We start from the raw sequence: 19,023 nt of genomic DNA, 5'->3' as shown, positions 1-19,023 counted from the left end.
GGGTGACGACGCCGCCGAGTGCGACCGATGGGCTCGAGGAGTTCACGCAGCTCATCACCCAGGAGGAGATGTTCGGCGACCCGCCGCCCGCTGCCGATCCCGGGGCACGCCGGCGACGGCGGCGCATCGCCCTCCTCGTGACCGCGATCGTGCTGCTGGTGCTGATCGGCGTTCCCGCGGGCTACACGGGCTGGGCGCTGAACGCGCCCCTCGGCGCTCCCGACGTCGACGTGCACGCGCCGGCGCCGCCGCCGGTTCCCGCCGCCGCGGCTGTCTCGCTTCCCAGCCAGGGTGCGGCCGCCGTCGCGGTCGCGGGCGGCGATGAGTATCTGGGCCCGGCGGCCAGCGGCATCTGGGCGTCCAGCGGCGGTGACGAGCCCCGGTCCATCGCCAGCATCGCCAAGCTCATCACCGCGCTCGTGATCCTCGACCGTCATCCTCTGGCAGGGCCCACCGACCCCGGACCCACGATCACCTTCAGCAAGGCCGACCACGACCTCTACGACCAGTACTACGTGCGGGGCGCGACGATCGCCGCGATGCCCACGGGCAGCTCGATGTCGCTGCACGACGCACTGGCGACGATGCTGATCCCCTCGGCGAGCAACTACGCCGAGGCGGTCTCGACGTGGGCCTTCGGCTCGCAGTGGGCGTTCCGCGAGGCGGCGCGGCGATGGCTCGCGACCAACGGACTCACCGGCACGACGCTCGTCGAGCCGACCGGCCTCGACGCGCGCAACACCAGCACGCCGGCCGATCTCATCGCACTCGGCAAGCTCGCGGCCGCGAACCCCGTGATCTCGAGCATCTCCGCAACCCCCTCGCTCGCACTCCCGGGCCCGGGTCCGATGGCGAACACGAACGACCTCCTCGGCAGCAACGGCATCACCGGCCTCAAGACGGGAAACCTCGGGGAAGGCACCTACAACCTCCTGTTCACGGCATCCGTCCCCGTCGGAACCGCGCAGCCGCTGCAGGTGACCGGCGTCGTGCTCGGTGGCGCCACGCGCGCGAACGTCAATCACAACGTGATGGCGATGATCGACAGCATCCGTGCGGGCTTCCACGAGGTGCCGGTCGCGACGAGCGATCAGCCGGTCGGCACGCTGACCACCCCGTGGGGCTCGTCGGCCCGGGTGGTCATCTCCGCCGGCGCCACGATCTTCACGTGGTCCGAAACCCCCATCTCGGTCGAGATGACGACCACGACTCCGAAGTCCTACGCGGACGGCGAAGAGGTCGGCACCGTCACGTACACCGCCGGCCCGAACACGGTCAGCGTTCCGGTCGAGATCGACGGCACCATCGAAGAGCCGACGGAGTGGTGGCGGCTCACTCACCCGGGCGAGCTGGGCGGCTAGCAGGCTGCGACGCGCCCGCGTGCGGGTGCGGCATCCGTCCCCCCGTATCGAAGGGGGTGTGACCGGTGACCTATCGTGGCGGCATGAGCCCTCTCGACATCCAGCGGTGGACGGCGTTCTCCTCCGACCCGGCGGGCGGCAATGCTGCGGGCGTCGTGCTGGACGCCGGAGAGCTGACGGATGCCGCGATGCTCGGCATCGCCGCCGACCTCGGGTACGCGGAATCGGCCTTCGTGCAGGCCGGCAGCGCTCCGGGCCGCCGCGCGATCCGCTACTTCTCGCCCCTGGCCGAAGTCCCGTTCTGCGGACACGCCACCGTCGCCGCGGCCGCCGCGATCGCCGCCGACGAGGGTGACGGCGCGATCTCGTTCGAGACGCCGGTCGGCGTCGTCGAGATCGAGACCGTCACGGATGCGTCCGGTGAGCGGCGGGTGTCTTTCACGAGCGTCGAGCCCGGCATCGCGCCGCTCCCGGGCGACGCGCTCGCCGACGTCCTCGGGTCGATCGGGCTGTCGGAGGGCGATCTGCACCCCCGTTTCGCGCCCGCGCTGGCGTTCGGCGGAAACTGGCACCCCCTCGTCGTGATCGCCGACCGAGCGGTGTTCGACCGGTTCAGGGTCGACCCGGCCCGCGCGCGCCGCGTGCTCGACGCGCGGGGGTGGCCGGCGACCATGATCGTGCTGTGGCCGGAGGCCGACGATCGCTGGCACGCCCGCAACGTCTTCCCCGTCGGATCGATCGTCGAGGACCCGGCGACGGGCGCCGCCGCGGCGGCCACCGGCGGCTACCTGCGAGCCACCGGCGCGGTGCAGGCCCCGGGTGCCGTCGTCATTCTGCAGGGGAGCCACGTGGGCCGGCCGAGCGAGCTGACCGTCGACATTCCGGCGACCGGCGGAATCGTCGTGTCGGGATCGGCAGTGCGCATCGACCCCGGGGAAGCCCGCTGAGGCTCACCCGAGACCGCGCGCACCGCCGCGCTCACGAGCCCCGTTCGCCGACGCCGGCGGGTGTGCCCGCCTCCCCGGCGGGCCGCGTGCTCACGCGCACGCCGGAGATCCGCCGACGGTCCAGTGCGGTGACCTGGAGGGTCGCGCCGTCCAGTTCGACCGTGTCACCCACCGCGGCGAGTCGTCCGAGCTGCTCGATGACGAAGCCCGCGACGGTGTCGGACGATCCGCGGGGCAGAGCCAGGCCGGTGAGCTCCTCGAAGTCCTGGAGGTTCAGGCGACCGTCGAGCTCCCCGCCCACCGCCACCGGGTCGGCGGCGGTGTCGTACTCGTCGAAGATCTCGCCGACGACCTCCTCCACGAGGTCCTCCAGCGTCACGATGCCGTCGGTCCCGCCGTACTCGTCCACGACGACGGCGATGTGATGCCCGTCGGCCCGCATGCGGGTGAGCGTCGGCAGCACCCCGGCCGTGGACGGCAGGTACGAGATCGGTCGCATCAGGCCCTGGACGGGTGCACCGGGGTTCTCCGCCGCAGCCTCGAAGACGTCGCGGACGTGGACGAACCCGATGATGTCGTCGATCGACCGGTCGGCGACGGGGTAGCGCGAGAACGGCAGCTCCTTCACCTGGGCCACGGCCTCGGCGATGGTGGCGGCCTCGTCCAGCGCGACGACCTCCGGTCGCGGCCGCATGACCTCGCTGATCTGGCGACCGCGCAGCGAGAGCACGTCGTCGAGGATGCGCTTCTCGTCGTCGGGCAGGCCCTGCTGGGTCGCCACGATGTCGCGGAACTCCTCTTCGCTGAGCTCCTCGACGGCTTTGTGCGGATCGCCGCCGAGAAGGCGCACGACGGCATTCGTCGACACCGACAGCAGCCAGATCACCGGCCGCATGATGGTGGCGAACCCGTCGAGCACCGGTGCGACCGCGTAGGCGAACTGCGCGTTGCGCTGGATCGCCAGGCGCTTGGGCACCAGCTCGCCGAGCACCAGCGAGAGGTACGCGATGACGAGGGTCAGCAGGATCGTCGCGATGGTCGACGCCAGCTGCTCGGAGGCTCCCCAGAGCTCGAACAGGGGCGCCACCGAGGGCGCGATCGAGGTGGCGCCGTAGGCGGCCGACGCGAAGCCGGCGACGGTGACGCCGATCTGCACCGCCGAGAGGAAGGTGTTCGGGTTGCGGGCGAGGCCGGCGACCTTCTCGCCGCGCCGGCCGCGGGCCGCGATGGTGTTGAGCTGGCTCTCCCGGAGGGTGACCAGCGCCATCTCGGTCGCCGCGAAGACGCCGCCGATGAGCACGAAGACGATGACGAGTGCGATGTTCCAGAGCAGGTCGCCCATCAGCAGGCGTGCTTCCGCTTCGGAGCGGGTGCGCCCGGGGTCACCCGGGCGCAGGGACTGTCGGGGTCGGCGGCGGTGTCACCGCGCGGGTGGCGTCTCAAGAGACTTCCTTCCTGGTGTCCGCGGACACGGTGTCCGCGGGGGTTTCGGGGGCGTGGGTTTCGGGGGCGTGGACTGCGGCGGGGACTCCGTCGGCTTCGGCAGCATGGGCTTCGGGCGCGAGCGGGGTGTGCCCCGCGGACGCGCTGCCCACGGACGCGCTGCCCACGGACGCGCTGCCCACGGACGCGCTCGCCACGGGAGCGTTCGCCGCGGGCGTGTGGGCGACCCCGCGGCCGCCGCGGGTCTTGATGAGGCTCGCGACAGTCGCGACGGCGATCGTCGCCGCGATGAACAGCAGCGAGAACCAGATCGGGATCTCGGGGGCCCACAGCATCGGCTCGCCGCCGTTGATGAACGGCAGCTCGTTGACGTGCATCGCGTGCAGCACGAGCTTCACGCCGATGAACGCGAGGATGACGGCGAGGCCCTGGGCGAGGTACACCAGGCGCTCCAGCAGCCCGCCGATGAGGAAGTACAGCTGCCGCAGGCCCATGAGCGCGAAGGCGTTCGCGGTGAAGACGATGTACGCCTGCTCGGTGAGGCCGTAGATGGCGGGGATCGAGTCCACGGCGAAGATGAGGTCGACGAACCCGATCGCGATGATCGTGAGGAGCATCGGCGTGACGAACCGGCGGCCGTCCTTGCGGACCGTCAGGCGGTCCTGGTGGTACTCGTTCGTCACGGGCAGCACGCGACGGACCAGGCGCATGAAACGCCCGTCCGACGGGTTGCTCTGGTGGTCGCCGAACGCCTGGCGGTACGCGAGCACCAGAAGCAGCGCGCCGAAGAGGTAGAAGACCCACGAGAAGTTCTCGATGAGCGCGGCGCCGACGGCGATGAACGCGCCGCGGAGGATGAGCGCGATCACGATGCCGATCATCAGCACCTTCTGCTGATAGATCTTCGGGACCGCGAAGCCGGTCATCACGATGAGGAAGACGAAGAGGTTGTCGATCGACAGCGCCTTCTCGGTGAGGTACCCGGCGAAGTACTCGCCTCCGTACGTCCACCCCGACACGACGCCGATGCCGACGCCGAACAGGAGCGCCAGGCCGATGTAGAAAGCCGACCACCTGGCGGATTCGCCGATGGTCGGCTCATGAGGCTTGCGCACGTGCGCGAAGAACTCGTAGACGAAGAACGCGATGGTGACCGCGATCGTGATGACCCACACGAGCGGGGTGATGTTCAAGGACGACTCCAGACCTGGCGCGACGAAGCGGCGTCAAGGTCTTCTCCATCCTCGAATGAGGACCGGTCGCCCGGGATGCGCCGTGCATCCGTAATGACGAGCCGACCGTGTCGGAGTACTCCCCTTGGGTCTAGGAAGACTAATCGGCCGCGCCGGGCGTTGCCTGGGAACTCGCCGAGTGGCCGGTCGGACCCGCGCAGGCAGGCCCCTTCCGCCGGGGCGACCGGGCGATCACCATGGAGATGTCGGTATCGAGGCGTGAGGGGTTCGACATGAGCGTTTACCGAGTGATCGACGTCATCGGCACGAGTGCCTCGTCGTGGGAGGAGGCGGCTCGAGAAGCCATCACCACCGCCGCGGGATCGGTGCACGATCTGCGCATCGCCGAGGTGACGAAACAGGACGTGGTCGTCGGCGACGACGGGACGCTGCTGTTCCGCACCCGGCTCCAGCTCTCCTTCAAGTACGTGCCGGACTGAGCCGAGACATCCCTCTGCTCACACCGCCGCCAGCTCGGGCGTCCGCTGACCCAGGGGGTCGGCATCCGTCCACAGCGTCGTCGGGAGCTCCCGGCGGAGCACCGGGGCCACCTCGAGCGCGAACCGCTCGAGGATCTCGAGCTGCTGCGCGATCGGCACCGTAGTCGGCAGGCTGATGGATTGCAGGTCGTGGCCGAGCCGGCCGTGGAACCGCGCGATCTTGTCGATCACCTGTTGCGGCGTGCCGACGAGAGCCGGACCCTCGGCGACGGCGTGCTCGATGTCACGGAACGGGGTGTTGTTCCCGGGCACGTTCGTCGCGGCCACGATCGCGTTGTAGACGGGGCCGTACTGGGCGATCGCCTCCTGCGTGGTGTCGGCGATGAAGAGCGCACCCGAGCCGGCGGCCACGAACGCGCTCGCCGGGTCGTGGCCGTGGCGCGCGTACTCGGAGCGGTAGTGGTCGACGAGCACGCCGTAGTTCTCGAGCGGCTGGATCGCGTTCGCGCTGAACAGCGGGTCGCCGAAGCGCGCGGCGAGCCCGGCCGAGAACAGCGTCGTCGCCGAGCCGTGCCACACCCGCGGAGCGCCGGCGAACGGCCGCGGCAGCGTCGTCACGCCGGCGAGCGGCCGGGTGAACTCGGTGCCGGGCCACGTGACGTCCTCCTCGCGCCACAGCGTCCGCAGCAGCTCGTACTTCTCGGCGAGCAGCTCCCACTGGTCGTCGATGTCGAGTCCGAACAACGGGAACTGGGCGACTTCGTTGCCCTTGCCGATCGTGATGTCCAGGCGTCCGCCCGAGAGCTGGTCGATGGTCGCGTAATCCTCCGCGACGCGCACCGGATCCAGCACGGAGAGCACGGTGACGCCGGAATTGAGACGGATGCTGTCGGTCCGGGCGGCGATCGCGCCCAGCAGCACCGTCGGCGACGAGGAGATGAAGCTGCCGGCGTGGCGCTCGCCGATGGCGACGGCATCCAATCCCAGCTCTTCCGCGCGGATCGCCTGCTCGAGCGTCTCGGCGAAGCGCTCAGCGGGAGAGACCTGGCGGCCCGTGATCGGATCGGCGCGATAGGGGACGATGTCGAGCAGCTGGAACTTCACGCGACCACCCCCGGTGCGACGAGCGCGCCGTCGGCGCGCACGCGCGACAGCGGCGTCTTCTCGCCGGCCTCGATGCCGATCGGCAGGCGGTTGCCCTCCGGCGGCAGCGGGCACGTCGCGAAGTCCGTGTAGGCGCACGGGAGGTTCACGGCGCGGTTGAAGTCGATGGTGGTCCAGCCGTCGGCGTCCGGCGCGTCGATGCCCACGGAACGGTTTGCGGCGTACGTCGTGATGCCGCTCGTCGCGTCGGTGAACAGCACGAGCAGGTCGCCGGGAGCCTTGCCCTCGAACGCGGTGAGCGCGAACTCCTCGCCGCGCCACGAGAACTCGAGCACGCCGGGGGCGTCGTAGACGTGGGTGAGCCCGTCGACGGCGGCGCCGACCTCGGTCGGAACCGGTGCGTCGAACGGACGGAACTGCGCCGCGACCCGCCAGCGCGGGTTCGGCACGTAGGTCGGGGTGCCTGCGTACTCGGCGAGGAACGGGTGGTCGGCCCGGCGCGGACGCAGGATCGTATGACCGCCGCGGATGGCGATCTCGACCGCGCCGGCGACGCCTCCGTCGGTGAACGTCGGGGTGACGCTGCCCCGCTCGGCGATCTCGCCGAACGCGTACGTGCCGACGATCGTCGCCCCGTCGAGTGTCAGACTCTCGCCCTCGGCGAGCTCGACGACCACGCCGTCAGTGCCGAGATGCCACGTGCCGGGCGCACCGGCCAGCGTGATCGCGTCGCCGCCGAGCCAGTGCAGGCCGGTGATGGCGAAGAAGCCGAGGGGATCGGCGCGGCGCGTCTCGTGTGCGCGGTGCCAGTCCTCCCACTCGCGCCCGAACCGGGCGCGATCGACGTCGGAGTTGAGGGTGGTGGTCATGGTGCTCCTCTTTTCGAGATGGCCGGGAGGGTCGGTACGGGGGACGACGGATGCTGCGCCGTGGGTCGCCGGAAGGTCAGGCCGCCCGCGCAGCGAGCGTGGACCCCGGGATCGCGTCGATGAGCCGGCGCGTGTACTCCTCGCGCGGGTCGCCGAGCACTTGCGCGGTCGCGCCCTGCTCGACGATCCGGCCGCGCTGCATCACGGCGACGCGGTCCGAGATCTCGCGGACCACCGCGAGGTCGTGGCTGATGAAGAGATACGACACCCCGACGTCCCGCTGCACGGCGGCGAGCAGTTCGAGGATCTGCGCCTGCACCGATACGTCGAGCGCCGACACCGCCTCGTCGAGCACGACGAGATCGGGGCGCAGCGCGAGCGCGCGAGCGATCGCCACCCGCTGCCGCTGGCCGCCCGAGAGCTCGGCCGGCCGCCGCGACGCGATGCCCGCCGGCAGCGCCACCTGGTCGATCAGCTCTCGCACTCGGAGTGCGCGCTCGGCCTTGTCGACGCCGAACGCGCGCAGCGGCTCGTCGATCACCTCCGCGATGGTGAACCGCGGATCCAGCGAGGCGAACGGGCTCTGATACACGAGCTGGAAGCGCCGGCGCAGCGCGCGGAGCTCTTCACGGCTCGCGGTCACGAGATCGTTTCCGTCGAAGCGGATGCCGCCTGCCGTCGGCTTCTCGAGCCGCAGAGCCAGTCGCGCCGTGGTGCTCTTGCCCGACCCGGACTCGCCGACGATCGCGAGCGTCTCGCCGCGGTCGATCCGGAACGACACGTCGTCGACCGCGACGAGCTTGTCGTGGCCGGGCAGCGGGAACTCCTTGCGGAGATCTGTGACCTCGAGGAGAGGCGGGGATGCGGCATCTGTGCTGACCGAGGCACGAGACGAAGCATCCGGCTCCGTGGGCGACCGTCGCCCGGAGACGCGCGCCGCCGTGCCCCGCAGCCCGGGCGCCGCCGCGATGAGGGCACGGGTATAGGGGTGCTGCGGATCCTCGAGGACCTGCCGTGCCGCCCCCGTCTCGACGATCCCGCCGTCCTGCATCACGATGATGCGGTCGGCGCGGTCGGCCGCGACGCCGAGGTCGTGCGTGATGAGCAGCACCGCGGTGCCGAGCGTCGTGGCGAGGGTGTCGATGTGGTCGAGGATCTGCTTCTGCACCGTGACGTCGAGGGCGCTCGTGGGCTCGTCGGCGATCACGAGCTGCGGCTCGGCGGCCAACGCCGTCGCGATGAGGGCGCGCTGCTTCATGCCGCCGGAGAACTGGTGCGGGAACTGCTTCGCGCGGGCCTCGGGCTCGCCGATGCCGGCCAGCCGCAGCAGTTCCACGGCCCGTGCGTCGGCGCCGCGGCGGGTGGCCAGCCCGTGGATGACGAGCGGCTCGCCGACCTGACGCCCGACCCGCTTCACGGGGTTGAGGCTCGTCGTCGGGTCCTGCGGAATGAGGCCGATCGCCCGCCCGCGCACCTCGCGCCACGCGCGGCGCGACAGCCCGGTGAGGTCGGTGCCGTCGAAGACGATCGACCCGGCGTCCACCGAGGCGTTGGCGGAGAGGAGATGGATCACGGCGTGCGCGGTCGTGCTCTTGCCCGAGCCCGACTCGCCCACGATCGCGACGACCTCGCCGCGGTCGACGGTGAAGCTCACGTCGCGGACGGCCGGGCGCGACCGGCCGCCCAGCGAGTACGAGACGGACAGGTTCGACACCTGCAGCAGCGCGGTCATCGGACTCCTCCATTGCGCTCGAGGGCACGCGAGATGCGGTTGGCCGACAGCACGACGGCCACGATCACGAGGCCGGGGAAGGTCGTGAGCCACCACGCGACGGCCAGGTAGTCGCGCCCGCCCGCGACGAGCGAGCCCCACTCCGGGGTGGGCGGCGGGGCGCCGAAGCCGAGGAACGACAGCGACGAGATCGCGAGCACCATGACGCCGAACTCGAGGGCGGCCAGCGCCACGACGGGTCCGGACGCGTTCGGCAGCACGTGCCGGCGCAGCACGGTGTGCCAGCGCACACCGGACACGTGCGCGGCCTCGACGTAGACGGCGGTGGCGATCTGCAGCACCTCGGCGCGCATCACGCGGGAGAAGGATGCGATGCTCGCGAGTCCGACCGCGATCGCGACGTTGAGCGTGCCGAAGCCCAGCGCCGTGATGAGGGCGAGCGAGAGCAGCAGGCTCGGGATCGCGAGCAGCACGTCCATGAAGCGCATGATGGCGTCGTCGACGATGCCCCGGAGGAAGCCGGCGAGCAGGCCGAACAGCGATCCGACCGCGAGTCCGACGACGACCGCCACCGAGGTCGCGGCGAGCGACGTCGCCGAGCCGTACACGACACGGGCGTAGAGGTCGCGGCCGAGGTTGTCGGTGCCGAAGAGGTGCTCCGGGCTGGGCGGCAGCAGGCGGTCCTGCGGGACGCCGACGATCGGGTCCCACGCCGTGAACCACGAGGGCACCAACGCCCACAGCGTCACGAGCGCGAGCACGAGGATCGACGCGACGAGCGTCGGCTGCTTCAGGACCGCGACGACCGGGCGCAGCGCAGCGCCGCGGGCCGCGGCACTCGTGCTGAGCGAGGCACGAGACGAAGCATCCGCTCGCTCTTCCTCGAGGCCGGCCGCGTGCGGCCCGCCCGCAGGATCGGCGTCGGGGTCGACGATCGATTCGATGAACGGGTCGTGCGGCTCGAGCGTGCGGGCGGGAGGGGAGAGGACGTCCTCGACGGTCATGACGGGCTCCGATCAGGCGGCGACGAACGCCGTGCGGGCGAGCGTGATGCGGCGGTCGATGAGGGGGTAGACGAGATCGACGGCGAGGTTCGCGATCACGAACACGAGCGCGGCGAAGACCACCACGGTCTGCACGACGGGCACGTCGCGGTTGTTGACGGCGGTGACGACGAGGCGGCCGATGCCGAGGCGCGAGAAGACGGTCTCGGTCACGACAGCGCCCGAGAGCAGGCCGCCGATGAGCACGCCGACCATCGTGAGCGACGGGATCGCGGCGTTCCGGAACGCATGGCCGAGCTGCACGCGGCGCTCGCTCGCACCCTTCGCCCGCACGATCTCGACGTAGGGCTGGGCGAGGGTCGACCGCAGGCTCCGCGACAGCAGCTGCGCGATGAACGCTCCGGAGGGGATCGCGATCGTGATCGCCGGCAGCACGAGGCTCTCGAAGCCCTCATTGCCCATCGAGGGGAACAGGCGCAGGCGGAACGAGAACGCCTGCAGCAGCAGAAGGCCGATCCAGAACACCGGGATCGAGACTCCCAGCGGCGGAAGTGACGACAGCAGGTTGCGCAGCCACTGCGCGCGCGCCAGCGACGCCGACAGTGCCAGGACGATGCCGAACACGACCGACAGCACGAATGCGAAGGCGGTCAGCGCGAGCGTCGGGGGCAGGGATTCGAGAAGCAGATCGGATGCCGGCCGCCCGGTCTGCGTCGACGCGCCGAAGTCGCCCGTCAGCGCCTTGCCCAGGGCGACGAGGTACTGCTCCCACAGCGGGCGGTCGAGCCCGAGCTCGCTGCGCAGCCGCGCGACGAGCTCGGGATCGATGGCCTCCTGGTCGCCGCCGCCCGCGAACAGCGTCGCGGCGTCGCCGGGGAGGAGGTACAGGATGAGGAACGAGATCGTGTACGCGGCCCACAGGACCACCAGGCCCTGCCCGATCCTCCGGGCGATGTATCCACCCCACATGATCTCGCTCCTCATCCGTTCCGTTGCTCGGTGTGCCCGCGCGGCTTACTCGGCGATCCAGGCGTCGTAGAAGTCCAGGCGGCTGGACGCCTCGAACGTCAGCCCCTGCACCTTCGACGCGGCCGTGATCGTGGTCGACAGCTGGTAGATCGGGATCGAGTAGCCGCCGGTGACCAGCAGCTCCGCCGCCGCGTCGACGATCTTCTGGCGCTCGGCGGGGTCGATGATCGCGGCCTGCTCGTCGAGCAGCTCGTCGATCTCGGCAGGCTCCGTGCGCTTGGTGGCGTTGTTGGTGCCGCTCACCGAGAACACCGTGCGCAGCACGTCGGGATCGGCCCGTGTCAGGTTGCCGTACGAGAAGTCGTAGGTGCCGTCGGCGTTCGCGGCCGTGGTGTCGGCGATGCTCGCGAACGTCAGCTGGAGGTCGACGCCGATCTGACGCAGCTGCTGCTGCACGAGCTCGAGCACCTCCTTGGGCGACTGCCAGTAGGTGACGTGGAAGCTCAGCTTCTCGCCGTCCTTCTCGCGGACGCCGTCCGCGCCCTCGGTCCAGCCCGACTCCTCGAGCAGGTCTGCCGCGGCCTCGGGGTCGTACTCGAGCACGTCGCTCAGGTCGGTGAAGTAGGGGGTCGACGAGGCGAGCGGCGAGACGGCCGGCAGGTCCTCGGGGCCGAGCAGGGTCGCGGTGATCTGCTCGCGATCGATGCCCTTCTGGATCGCCAGGCGCACGTTCTCATCGGCCAGCTTCTCGGTCGACTGGTTGGCGTAGAGGTTGTAGACCGAGCCGGGGTTGGCGCGGTTCAGCGACCAGAAGTCCTCGCTCTCGAACAGCACGGCGTCGGCGGTGGCGATGCCGGCGGTCGCGTCGATCTGGCCGGACTGCAGGCTGCCGGTGCGGTTGCCCGACTCGGGGATCACCTTGTAGGTGATCGAGTCGAGGTAGGCCTCGCCGGTGTGGCCGGCGATCGACGGCCCCCACTCGTAGCCGTCGCGACGCACGAGCACGGCGCCCTCGTTGGGGGTGTAGCTCTCGACCGAGAACGGTCCCGAGCCGATGTAGTCGCCGAGGCAGCGATCGGCCTGACTCACCGCCGCCGTGGCCGGCGACAGCAGGCCGAGCGAGAACGTCGAGGTCGCCTGCAGGAACTGGGCGCTGGGCTCGGAGAAGTTGACGACGACGGTCTGCTCGTCGGGCACGTCGATGCTCTCGAGGTCGGCGAGGTACGACGAGCCGAGGCTCGCCTTCGCGCCGAGCGCCTGGATCGCCTCGAAGTTGGTCTTGACGGATGCCGCGTCGATGGGCTCGCCGTCGGCGTAGGTGGGACCCTCCTGCAGCGTGAACGTGAAGCTCGTGGCGTCGTCGTTCACCTCGTAGTCGGTGGCGAGCCAGGGCAGGATCTCGCCCGTCTCGGGGTCTTGGATCGTCAGCGAGGCGACGGTCTGCCGCGCGATGGCGATCGCATCGTTGTTGCCCACCTGCTGCGGGTCGATGCACTGGCTGTCGACCGAGATCGCGAAGGTGAGGTCGCCGCCGGTCGTGGGCTCGGCCTCGGCGGAAGCGGTGGGTGCGGCGTCGCCGGCGCCGGTCGCGCACGCGGTGAGCGCGAGGGCGACGACGCCGATCGCCGCGAGTGCGGCGGTGCGGGGTCGGGTGGATGACATCGGGATCTCCAGAAGCTGTGGCGGACGAGCCGCGGCGGCATGCCGGGTTCGTGCCCTCAGCGTCGCGGAGAGGTCCGGCGGGCCCCGACCGCGCATGTCACGCGGCGTGAATGACGGTTGCGCGCGGTCACACGCCGTCATCCGGCGTCATGATCACAGCGGTTGCACGTGCCGAAAACCTGGTCGGCGCACAGACACGCCGGGGAACGGATGCCGCGCACGGCGCGTCGCGATGACGGACCAGGTTTTCGAACGTCCGACGCCGGGAAGGGCGCCGGCTCGACGCAGCTCGATCAGGGTGCGACGGGGACCGCGACGCCGAGGCGGGCGGCGATGGCGCCGGCGACGACGTCGGTCTGGCGCAGCGACAGCGAGTTCGCCGCCGGCCGGGTGAAGGCGCCGGACTCCGTCAGCGACGTGAACGGGCCGATCGCGAACAGCGCGTCGTGCGGGGTGCCGTCGGGGCGCAGCACGTGACCGTCGTCGCCGACGCGCACGCGTCCGAGCGATCCCGAGTACTCGGCATCCGCCACGCGCAGCACGCTGCCGTGCACGGTCGCGAGCTCCCGCAGTGCGGCATTCGTGCTGAGCTCCGCGTCGGCGGCGGGGAGCCAGGCGTCGACGAGCGCCTGGGCGACCGTCTCGCCGGGGACGCGGGAACGGGATGCCGCGAACCCGCGCGGCCCGACAGCAACCTCTACATCCGGGCCGAGGAAGCTGACGACGCCGGCGTCGGCGAGGGCGAGCAGCTCTTCGAGCCGATGCGGCGGCGGCCCGCTCGCGAGGTAGCTGAAGAACGTGTGCCAGCGCACCGGGAGCGTGTGCGCCCGGGAGCGGGCGTTCCAGCGCTCCTTCGGGATCTCGGCCAGCGCCATGAACGACAGCAGCGCGGCCAGGAAGACACCCTGTGCGGGGCTGTGCCGCGCGGTCGTGCGCAGCTGGAGGTCCTCGGCGATGTGCGCCCGCACGCGACGCTGCACGTCGTCTTCGTCGGCGAATTCGGCGTCGGCGAACGGCCGGTCGAACGACGCGACGTCGAAGCGATCGAGCGGGTCGGGCACGACGGCCGCGATCGCCGTGCGGAGCACCGGGTCGTCCCACGCGTGGCGCTGCAGCACCGGGCGGAACTCGTCCCACGTGATCGAGACTCGATCGGGGTGCCCGGTGAACAGCTCGCGGTAGTGGCCGTGCAGCAGCTCGCCCGCGATGAGCGGCCAGACGTCGCGCTCGAAGTCGATGGGCGCGCTTCCCTCGGCGAGTGCGGTCACGACGGCGGTCGTGAGCACCTCTCGCTCGGGCGATGCGCCGTGCAGTGTCGAGGTCACCTTCGAGCGGTACGGCACCCCGCGCCGCGAGCCGAGATGCAGTCGGGGCTCGCGGCCCGACGCCTGGTAGCGCAGCGCGCCGTCCGCATCGCGGTCGAACCGGCCGCCGCGGCCCTGCGTGAGAAGCACCACGAGGTCGATCGCCGCGAGCCCCATGCCGCGCACGATCACGTCAGCGCCTGCGGCCAGTCCCGAGAGATCGGCGTCGGCGGTGAAGGCCGGCGGCACGTACACGAGCCCCTCACGCGCCGCGCCGGCGGCCAGAGCCGCCGTCGCGGGGTCGGGCTCGCGCTCGGTGTGGCCGAGGCAGTAGGCGACGGCATCCGTCACGATCTCGAGACCGCCGGCGAGAGAGACCACGTGCCGCCCCGACGACGATGGCCGCACCGACGTCACTGTGTCGGCGTGGAGCCGGACCGTGACGCCGTCGGGGGCGCTCGCCCCGGTGCGGCGGAAGAACCAGTCGAGGTAGTGGCTGTGCAGCCGCCGGGTCGGAAAGCCGTCGCCGCCCAGCACGCGCGCCTCGGCGGCCGACAGCTCGTCGAGCTCGACGTCGGGCAGGTCGCCGGCCCGCCAGAGCTCGAGCCATTCGTGGAGCGAGGGCCCCGTTCGCACCGGTCCGTCGATCGTGCAGCTGTCGTCGGTGAAGACCGTCACGTCGCGGGTCATCGAGTTGAGCTTGAGCAGCGGCGACTGCGCGTGACGCCAGATGCGGCCCGCCCCCGGCGGATGCGGGTCGACGAGGTCGATGTCGAGCAGCGTGTGCTCGTCGGTGCGCGCCAGCAGCCGCTCGAGGAGCATGACGGCACGGGGGCCGGCCCCGACGAGCACCAGGCGCGCGCGGCCGGTCATCGCGTCGCGAGCGCCGGGGCGAAGACCGGGGCCGGCAGCCCGAGCAGATCGCGAAGGGTCGCGCCTTCCTCATACGACGAGCGGTACGACCCCCGCTCCTGCAGCAGCGGCACGACGCGCTCGGCGAACTCGTCCAGGCCGTGGGGCGTCAGGTGGCCGACGATCGTGAAGCCGTCGGTGGCGCGCTCCTGCACGTACCGGTCGATCTCGGCCGCGATGGTCGCCGGGCTGCCGACGAACGTGTGGTTCGCGGTCAGGCGGATGACGGTCTCACGGATGCTGAGTCCTTCGGTCTCCGACAGCTCCCGGAGCTTCGCGATGCGGGACCGCACCGCCGCGTGCCGGTTCGCCCAGCCCCGCGCGGTCTCGGACCCGGTGTCGGGGTCGACGTCGGGAAGGGGCCCGTCGGGGTCGTAGCCGGAGAGGTCGCGCCCCCACACCTGCTCGACGTAGGTGAGGGCGACCTCGGGGCGCACCTGTTGCAGCGCGATCTCGCGCGAGCGCTCGCGCGCCTCGGCGTCGGTGTCGCCGATCGCGAACGTCGCCGCGGGGAGGATCTTGAGCGAGTCCTCCTCGCGCCCGTTCGCCGCGAGCCGGCCCTTGACGTCGTCGTAGAACGCCCGCGCGTCCTCGAACCCGGTGTGGAGCGAGAAGATGACCTCCGCGTGCTCGGCTGCGAATGTGCGGCCGTCCGCGGAGTCGCCGGCCTGCACGATCACCGGCCGACCCTGCGGCGACCGCGGCACGTCGAAGAGGGCGTCGACGTCGAACTGCGGGCCGGTGTGGCGCACCTGCGCGGGCACCCCGTCGTCGAGGAAGACGCCGGTGGCGGCATCCGCCCGCACTCCGTCCTCGGGCCACGAGTCCCACAGCTCCTTCGCGAGCGCCGCGAACTCGCGGGCCCGCTCGTACCGGTCGGCGTGATCGAGGAAGCCGCCGCGCCGGAAGTTCGCGCCGTGGAACGCGTCCGAGCTCGTCACGGCGTTCCACCCGGCGCGTCCGCCGGACAGGTGGTCGAGGGTCGCGAGCTCGCGCGCCAGCTCGTACGGCTCGTTGAACGTCGTGTTGAGCGTGCCGACGACGCCGATGTGCTCGGTGATCGCGGCCACGGCGGCCAGGATCGACAGCGTGTTCGGGCGGCCGAGCACATCGAGCTCGTGGACGCGGCCCTTGTGCTCGCGCAGGCGCAGACCCTCGGCCAGGAACACGTAGTCGAACAGCCCGCGCTCGGCGGTCGCGGCGAAGTGCTCGAACGATGAGAAATCGATCTGGCTGCCCGCGGCCGGGTCGGTCCAGACGGTGGTGCTGTTGACGCCCGGGAAGTGGGCGGCGAGGTGGATCTGACGGATGCTGCGGCTCACAGCGCGACCTTCTCTCGGACGTAGCGGCTCTCGGGGCGGGCGAGGTCGAGGCGCGTCCGCAGGGTGCCGGCGCCGTCGTCCTGTCGCAGCGTGCCCGTGGACCGCAGCAGCGGCACCACCTTCTCGGCGATCGCGACCACGTCGGCGGGCTGGCGGGCGGGCCGCAGGCGCACGCCGTCGACCCCCGCCGCGGCGAGCTCGCGCACCGCGGCGGCGACATCGCCGGGCGTGCCGACGACGATGCGCGCGTCGGAGGCGAGAGGAGCGCCGTCCCAGTCGTCCAGGCGCACCAGGGCGCTGCGCGCCGCGGCTGCGGTGTCTTCGATGAGCACCACCAGGTCCGCGTAGACCCGCAGGCGCTCGCCGCCGGTGCGCAGCTCGTCGGCTGCGGCATCCAGTTCCGCGCGGATGCCGGCCAGGTCGAAGCCCGGGCGCCCACCCTCTCCGTGCGGCGTGACGAAGACGAGGTCGGCGTGCTCGGCGGCCAAGCGGTACGGCACGGTCTGGTGCGCGAGCACCGTGAGCAGCGGCCGGCCCTGCGGCGATCGCGGCACGATCGAGGCGCCGTGGATCGAGAAGAACTCGCCTTCGAACTCGATGTCGTGCACGCGGTCGGCGTCGAGGAAGCGGCCGGTCCCGGCATCCCGGATGATGGCGTCGTCCTGCCACGAGTCCCACAGGCGCGAGAGCACGTCGGCGAACTCGCCCGCTTCGCGGAAGGCCGCGACGATCCCCGGCGCATCCTCGACGCGGCCCGATGCCGGAAGGGCGTCGACGCCCGCGGTGCGCCGCCCGAAGTTGGCGCGCTCGGCCGCCGAGGCGCCCGCGACCAGGCGGACACCCGCCCTGCCCCGGCTTGCGTAGTCGAGCGTCTGGATGCCGGTGGCCACGTGGAACGGCTCGGGGTGTGTCGTCGTCACCGTCGGCACGAGCCCGATCCGGCGAGTCAGCGGCGCGACGAAGGACGCGATGAGCACGGCGTCCAGGCGCCCGCGCACGCGGTCGCGCCGCAGACCCTCGACCGGCTCGAACCGGTCGGTGAGCGACAGCGCGTCTTCGATCGTGGCCAGCGCGAGGCCGGCGTCGTCGGCCGTGCGCAGCAGGTCGCGCCAGTAGCGCGGCGACGTCAGGTCACGCGGCCGGGCCGAGGCCTCGCGCCACGCGGCGGGGTGCCAGCCGGCCCGTTCGAGGGCCAGGGCGAGGTGCACCTGTTCGGTCACGGTGGTTCTCCTTCTGCCGCACGTGCGGCGATCCGGACCTCACCATCCCCCGGCGCTCGCGAGCCCGTCCAACCTCTGATGACACGGGAGGACTCACGGCGCCAGAAGGCGTAACGAAGCATCCCGATAGGATGGGGTGTAACCGTCAGATAACGGGGGAGTAGCCCATGCCAGGCATCGTGATCGTCGGAGTCCAGTGGGGAGACGAGGGCAAGGGCAAGGCCACCGATCTCCTGGGTGAGCGCACCGACTGGGTGGTCAAGTTCAACGGCGGGAACAACGCCGGCCACACGGTCGTGATCGGCGACGAGAAGTACGCGCTGCACCTGCTGCCCTCCGGCATTCTGTCTCCCGGCGTGAACGCGGTCATCGGCAACGGCGTCGTCATCGACCTCGAAGTGCTCTTCGCCGAGCTCGAGGCACTGCACGCACGCGGCCTCGACACCTCGCGCCTGCGGGTGAGCGCCAGCGCGCACATCATCACGCAGTACCACCGCACGCTCGACAAGGTCACCGAGCGCTTCCTCGGCAAGCGCCAGATCGGCACCACCGGTCGCGGCATCGGCCCTGCCTACGCCGACAAGATCAACCGCGTCGGCATCCGGGTGCAGGACCTCTTCGACGAGAACATCCTGCGTCAGAAGGTCGAGGGCGCCCTCGACCAGAAGAACCACCTCCTGGTCAAGATCTTCAACCGCCGCGCCATCACCGCCGACGAGATCGTCGACGACCTGCTGTCGTACGCCGAGCGCCTGCGCCCGATGGTCGCCGACACCTCGCTCCTTCTAAACGACGCGCTCGACGCGGGCGACGTGGTCGTCTTCGAGGGCGGTCAGGCCACGATGCTCGATGTCGACCACGGCACCTACCCCTTCGTGACGTCGTCGTCGGCGACGGCGGGCGGCGCGGCGACCGGCTCGGGCGTCGGCCCCAACCGCCTCGACCGCATCGTCGGCATCGTGAAGGCGTACACGACCCGCGTCGGCTCGGGCCCGTTCCCCACCGAGCTGTTCGATGAGAACGGCGACTTCCTCCGCTCGCGCGGCTTCGAGTTCGGCACCACGACCGGCCGCCCCCGCCGCGTCGGCTGGTACGACGCGCCCATCACCCGCTACGCGACGCGCATCAACGGCATCACCGACCTCGTGCTGACCAAGCTCGACATCCTCACCGGCCTCGACCAGATCCCGGTGTGCGTCGCGTACGAGGTCGACGGGGAGCGCTTCGACGAGATCCCGGTCAACCAGTCGGACTTCCACCACGCGAAGCCGATCCTCGAGTACTTCCCGGGCTGGAAGCAGGACATCTCGACGGCCCGCACCTTCGAGGACCTCCCGCTGGAGGCCCAGGAGTACGTGCTCGCCCTCGAGGCGATGAGCGGCACGCGCATCTCGGTCATCGGCGTCGGCGCCGCGCGCGACGCCGTCATCGTGCGCCACGACCTCGTCGACTGAGCGTGTCGAAGTCTGACGTGGGGTCGTTCGGCAAGCGCAGGAACCGCG

General features: G+C 71.2%; 15 protein-coding genes. 4 read left to right on the top strand and 11 right to left on the bottom strand.

The genetic code is table 11. The features are described 5' to 3' along the window. The first annotated feature begins 2 nt into the window (after positions 1-2). Both IM767_RS16365 and IM767_RS16360 read left to right on the top strand, forming a co-directional pair. The gene (locus IM767_RS16365; protein ID WP_109208781.1) at positions 3-1,361 is read left to right on the top strand and encodes a D-alanyl-D-alanine carboxypeptidase family protein; all 1,359 of its coding nucleotides are present in this window, start codon (positions 3-5) and stop codon (positions 1,359-1,361) included. A gap of 83 nt (positions 1,362-1,444) precedes the next feature. Next, positions 1,445-2,308 carry a PhzF family phenazine biosynthesis protein gene (locus IM767_RS16360; protein ID WP_109208782.1) on the top strand — a complete coding sequence of 288 codons (864 nt, stop codon included), beginning with the start codon at positions 1,445-1,447 and terminating at the stop codon, positions 2,306-2,308. A gap of 31 nt (positions 2,309-2,339) precedes the next feature. On the opposite strand, the gene IM767_RS16355 is transcribed toward IM767_RS16360, so the two are convergent. Together IM767_RS16355 and IM767_RS16350 are read right to left on the bottom strand one after the other, a co-directional pair. Continuing rightward, complete coding sequence (locus tag IM767_RS16355) at positions 2,340-3,650, bottom strand: hemolysin family protein (RefSeq protein ID WP_109208783.1); 1,311 nt, start codon at positions 3,648-3,650, stop codon at positions 2,340-2,342. A gap of 97 nt (positions 3,651-3,747) precedes the next feature. Continuing rightward, positions 3,748-4,944, bottom strand: a complete 1,197-nt coding sequence (locus tag IM767_RS16350) for a TerC family protein (protein ID WP_239453105.1) — start codon at positions 4,942-4,944, stop codon at positions 3,748-3,750. A gap of 272 nt (positions 4,945-5,216) precedes the next feature. On the opposite strand from IM767_RS16350, the gene IM767_RS16345 reads away from it, so the two are divergent. Then, positions 5,217-5,423 carry a dodecin family protein gene (locus IM767_RS16345; protein WP_109208784.1) on the top strand — a complete coding sequence of 69 codons (207 nt, stop codon included), beginning with the start codon at positions 5,217-5,219 and terminating at the stop codon, positions 5,421-5,423. 18 nt (positions 5,424-5,441) lie between these two features. Here IM767_RS16345 and IM767_RS16340 read toward each other — a convergent pair whose 3' ends face one another. From IM767_RS16340 to IM767_RS16300, 9 genes are all read right to left on the bottom strand, one after another. Then, positions 5,442-6,527, bottom strand: a complete 1,086-nt coding sequence (locus IM767_RS16340) for an LLM class flavin-dependent oxidoreductase (RefSeq protein WP_109208785.1) — start codon at positions 6,525-6,527, stop codon at positions 5,442-5,444. Continuing rightward, the gene (locus IM767_RS16335; protein ID WP_109208786.1) at positions 6,524-7,396 is read right to left on the bottom strand and encodes a DUF1684 domain-containing protein; all 873 of its coding nucleotides are present in this window, start codon (positions 7,394-7,396) and stop codon (positions 6,524-6,526) included. The genes IM767_RS16340 and IM767_RS16335 overlap by 4 nt, the downstream gene beginning before the upstream one ends. Positions 7,397-7,472: 76 nt before the next feature. Continuing rightward, on the bottom strand, positions 7,473-9,128 hold the full coding sequence (locus IM767_RS16330; RefSeq protein ID WP_109208787.1) for a dipeptide ABC transporter ATP-binding protein: 1,656 nt from the start codon (positions 9,126-9,128) through the stop codon (positions 7,473-7,475). After that, complete coding sequence (locus tag IM767_RS16325; protein ID WP_109208788.1) at positions 9,125-10,132, bottom strand: ABC transporter permease; 1,008 nt, start codon at positions 10,130-10,132, stop codon at positions 9,125-9,127. The genes IM767_RS16330 and IM767_RS16325 overlap by 4 nt, the downstream gene beginning before the upstream one ends. A 12-nt stretch (positions 10,133-10,144) precedes the next feature. Then, positions 10,145-11,101, bottom strand: coding sequence for an ABC transporter permease (locus IM767_RS16320; protein WP_109208789.1), 957 nt, complete (start codon positions 11,099-11,101; stop codon positions 10,145-10,147). A 45-nt stretch (positions 11,102-11,146) separates the two neighbouring features. After that, positions 11,147-12,763, bottom strand: a complete 1,617-nt coding sequence (locus IM767_RS16315; RefSeq protein ID WP_109208790.1) for an ABC transporter substrate-binding protein — start codon at positions 12,761-12,763, stop codon at positions 11,147-11,149. 293 nt (positions 12,764-13,056) lie between these two features. Further along, complete coding sequence (locus IM767_RS16310; RefSeq protein ID WP_109208791.1) at positions 13,057-14,940, bottom strand: FAD/NAD(P)-binding protein; 1,884 nt, start codon at positions 14,938-14,940, stop codon at positions 13,057-13,059. Next, positions 14,937-16,301: an NtaA/DmoA family FMN-dependent monooxygenase gene (locus IM767_RS16305; RefSeq protein ID WP_109208792.1), complete on the bottom strand. Its 1,365-nt coding sequence runs from the start codon at positions 16,299-16,301 to the stop codon at positions 14,937-14,939. Before IM767_RS16305 ends, IM767_RS16310 begins: the two co-directional genes overlap by 4 nt. Beyond that, a complete protein-coding gene (locus tag IM767_RS16300; protein ID WP_109208793.1) occupies positions 16,298-17,521 on the bottom strand; it encodes an LLM class flavin-dependent oxidoreductase in 1,224 nt (407 codons plus the stop codon). Before IM767_RS16300 ends, IM767_RS16305 begins: the two co-directional genes overlap by 4 nt. A gap of 167 nt (positions 17,522-17,688) precedes the next feature. Here IM767_RS16300 and IM767_RS16295 point away from each other — a divergent pair, with 167 nt between their 5' ends. After that, the gene (locus IM767_RS16295; RefSeq protein WP_109208794.1) at positions 17,689-18,975 is read left to right on the top strand and encodes an adenylosuccinate synthase; all 1,287 of its coding nucleotides are present in this window, start codon (positions 17,689-17,691) and stop codon (positions 18,973-18,975) included. The last annotated feature ends 48 nt before the right edge of the window (positions 18,976-19,023 follow it).

It is taken from the genome of Microbacterium ureisolvens (genome assembly GCF_015278315.1).
GTDB lineage: Bacteria > Actinomycetota > Actinomycetes > Actinomycetales > Microbacteriaceae > Microbacterium > Microbacterium ureisolvens.
Note: the sequence above shows the minus strand (reverse complement) of the source record. Positions and strands in the feature narration are given on the sequence as shown.

Excerpts from the sequence above, each read along its gene's own strand:
- IM767_RS16360 (WP_109208782.1), top strand. The coding sequence starts at position 1,445 with ATGAGCCCTCTCGACATCCAGCGGTGGACGGCGTTCTCCTCCGACCCG.
- IM767_RS16355 (WP_109208783.1), bottom strand. The coding sequence starts at position 3,650 with ATGGGCGACCTGCTCTGGAACATCGCACTCGTCATCGTCTTCGTGCTC.
- IM767_RS16345 (WP_109208784.1), top strand. The coding sequence starts at position 5,217 with ATGAGCGTTTACCGAGTGATCGACGTCATCGGCACGAGTGCCTCGTCG.
- IM767_RS16335 (WP_109208786.1), bottom strand. The coding sequence starts at position 7,396 with ATGACCACCACCCTCAACTCCGACGTCGATCGCGCCCGGTTCGGGCGC.
- IM767_RS16330 (WP_109208787.1), bottom strand. The coding sequence starts at position 9,128 with ATGACCGCGCTGCTGCAGGTGTCGAACCTGTCCGTCTCGTACTCGCTG.
- IM767_RS16325 (WP_109208788.1), bottom strand. The coding sequence starts at position 10,132 with ATGACCGTCGAGGACGTCCTCTCCCCTCCCGCCCGCACGCTCGAGCCG.
- IM767_RS16320 (WP_109208789.1), bottom strand. The coding sequence starts at position 11,101 with ATGTGGGGTGGATACATCGCCCGGAGGATCGGGCAGGGCCTGGTGGTC.
- IM767_RS16315 (WP_109208790.1), bottom strand. The coding sequence starts at position 12,763 with ATGTCATCCACCCGACCCCGCACCGCCGCACTCGCGGCGATCGGCGTC.
- IM767_RS16310 (WP_109208791.1), bottom strand. The coding sequence starts at position 14,940 with ATGACCGGCCGCGCGCGCCTGGTGCTCGTCGGGGCCGGCCCCCGTGCC.
- IM767_RS16295 (WP_109208794.1), top strand. The coding sequence starts at position 17,689 with ATGCCAGGCATCGTGATCGTCGGAGTCCAGTGGGGAGACGAGGGCAAG.